Raw genomic sequence first — 2951 nt, 5'->3', positions numbered from 1 at the left:
CGGTCGGTGGCCGACGATCCGGTGGTGATCGTGGGGATGGCGTGTCGTTATCCGGGTGGGGTGTCTTCTCCGGAGGATTTGTGGCGTCTGGTGGTCGAGGAGACCGACGCGATCACCGGGTTCCCGACGTCACGCGGCTGGGATCTCGGGACGTTGTACAACCCGGATCGGGAGAGTCGCGGGACCAGTTACGTGCGTGAGGGGGGGTTCCTGCACGAGGCCGGGGAGTTCGATCCCGGGTTCTTCGGGATCTCGCCGCGTGAGGCGCTGGCGATGGACCCGCAGCAGCGGTTGTTGCTGGAGACGTCGTGGGAGGCGGTCGAGCGCTCCGGGATCGACCCGCTCTCGCTGCGTGGCAGCCGTACCGGCGTGTTCGCCGGGGTCATGTACCACGACTACGCGACCGGTGTTGAGCTGCCACCGGAGGCGATGAGCTTCTCCGGTACGGGTAGCGCCGGTAGTGTCGCGACCGGCCGCCTGTCCTACACACTCGGCCTGGAAGGGCCGGCGGTGACCGTGGACACCGCGTGCTCCTCCTCGCTGGTGGCGCTGCACCTGGCCGCGCAGGCGCTGCGCGGTGGTGAGTGTTCACTGGCGCTGGCCGGTGGCGTGACGGTGATGGCCACGCCGACCTCGTTCATCGATTTCAGCGCCCAGGGCGGGCTGGCCGCCGACGGACGGTGCAAGGCGTTCTCCGACAGCGCCGACGGTGCGGGCTGGGCCGAGGGTGTGGGCATGCTGGTGTTGGAGCGGCTGTCGGATGCTCGGCGCAACGGCCACGAGGTGCTCGCGGTGGTGCGCGGGTCGGCGGTGAATCAGGATGGTGCGTCGAACGGGTTGACGGCGCCGAACGGTCCGTCTCAGCAGCGGGTGATTCGTCAGGCGCTGGCGAGTGCGGGGCTGTCGGCGTCCGAGGTGGACGTGGTGGAGGCGCACGGCACCGGGACGACGCTGGGTGACCCGATCGAGGCGCAGGCGCTGCTGGCGACGTACGGCCAGGATCGGCCGGAGGACCGGCCGCTGCTGCTGGGGTCGATCAAGTCGAACATCGGTCACACCCAGGCGGCTGCCGGTGTGGCGGGTGTGATCAAGATGGTCATGGCGATGCGGCACGGGACACTGCCCAGGACGCTGCACGTGGACGCGCCCTCGTCGCATGTGGACTGGAGCGAGGGCGCGGTCGAGCTGCTGACCGAGCCGACGGAGTGGCCGGAGACCGACCGCTCGCGTCGGGCTGCGGTGTCGTCGTTCGGGATCAGTGGCACCAACGCGCACGTGATCGTCGAGCAGGGGCCGGGGCTCCCGGAAACCGCCGAAGCTCGCACAGCGGGTCAGGTGCCGGGTGCCGAGACGGTTCCGGTGGTGGTGTCGGGTCGTACGGCGGGGGCGTTGCGGGCGCAGGCCGGGCGGTTGGCGTCGTTCCTGGAGGGTGAGCCCGGTCTCGGGTTGGCCGATGTGGCGTTCTCGCTGGCGACGACGCGGTCGGCGTTCGAGCATCGGGCGGTGGTGCTGGCCGATGGTCGTGAGGGTGTGCTGGCCGGGCTGGGTGCGCTGGCCGAGGATCTGCCGGGTGCGGGTGTGGTGCGCGGGGTGGCCGGGGCGCAGCCGGAACTCGCGGTGTTGTTCACCGGTCAGGGCAGTCAGCGGGCCGGGATGGGCCGGGAGTTGTATGAGCGGTTCCCGGTGTTCGCGACCGCGTTGGACGCGGTGGTCGCCGAGCTGGATCCGCTGCTTGAGGGGTCTCTGCGTGAGGTGCTGTTCGCCGAGCCGGGGTCGGCGCAGGCGGAGGCGCTGGATCGGACCGGGTGGGCGCAGCCGGCGCTGTTCGCGGTGGAGACGGCGTTGTTCCGGCTGGTGGAGTCCTGGGGAGTGGCGCCGGATGTGCTGGCCGGGCATTCGGTCGGGGAGATCGCGGCGGCGCATGTGGCCGGTGTGCTGTCGTTGCAGGACGCGTGTGCGTTGGTGGCGGGTCGGGCGCGGTTGATGCAGGCGCTTTCCTCCGGTGGGGCGATGGTGTCGGTGCGGGCCTCCGAAGAGGTGGTCGTCGAGCTGCTGGCCGGGCGTGAGAAGGAGGTGTCGGTCGCGGCGGTGAACGGCCCGTCCTCGGTGGTGATCTCCGGCGTCGAGGAGGCGGTGCTTGAGGTGGCCGCCGCCCTGGAGGAGCGGGGAGCGCGGACGAAGCGGTTGCGGGTGTCGCACGCGTTCCATTCGCCGTTGATGGATCCGATGCTGGAGGAGTTCCGGGCGGTGGCGGCGACGCTGTCCTACGACCCGCCGCGGATCCCGGTGGTCTCGACGCTGACCGGGGAGCTCGCCACCGACGAGCAGCTGTGCTCACCGGAGTACTGGGTGGAGCAGGTCCGCGGCGCGGTCCGCTTCGCCGACGCCGTGCGCACCCTGCACGGCCAGGGGGTGCGGGCGTATCTGGAGCTGGGCCCCGACGGGGTGCTCACCGCGATGGCGTCCGACACCCTCACCGTGCTCGCCGACGCGGTGGAGACGGTCCGCTCTCAGGCGGTCGCCGAGGAGCCGGATGCTCGTCGCGTCACCATGGACGGATATTCGGACTCCGACCCGGTATTGGTGTCGGCGCTGCGCGGGGGCCAGGACGAGCAGGCGACGATCGTGACGGCGCTGGCCGGACTGCACGTACGCGGGGTGCCGGTCAGCTGGCCGATCTTGTTCGCCGGTGCTCGCAAGGTGGAGTTGCCGACGTACGCCTTCCAGCGTCAGTGGTACTGGCCGAGTGGCAGACGGGCCGGAGACGCCGAAGGTCTCGGACAGGTCGTGGCGGGACACCCGCTGCTGGGTGCGGTCATGGGGTTGGCCGACAGTGATGAGGCGTTGTTGACGGGGCGTGTCTCGTTGGGGTCGCATCCGTGGTTGGCGGATCATGTGGTGGGCGGGATGGTGATTTTTCCGGGTACGGGGTTTTTGGAGTTGGTGGTGCG

General features: G+C 70.5%; 1 protein-coding gene. It reads left to right on the top strand.

From position 1 onward, the window contains the following. Positions 1-60: 60 nt before the first annotated feature. A partial coding sequence (locus ABT352_RS40630) for a type I polyketide synthase (protein WP_350950435.1) occupies positions 61-2951 on the top strand: 2891 nt, incomplete at its 3' end.

Source organism: Streptosporangium sp. NPDC000563 (assembly GCF_040299985.1).
In the GTDB taxonomy this organism is placed as follows: domain Bacteria; phylum Actinomycetota; class Actinomycetes; order Streptosporangiales; family Streptosporangiaceae; genus Streptosporangium.
The sequence above is the reverse complement of the archived record's forward strand: the minus strand, read 5'-3'. Positions and strand labels throughout refer to the sequence as shown.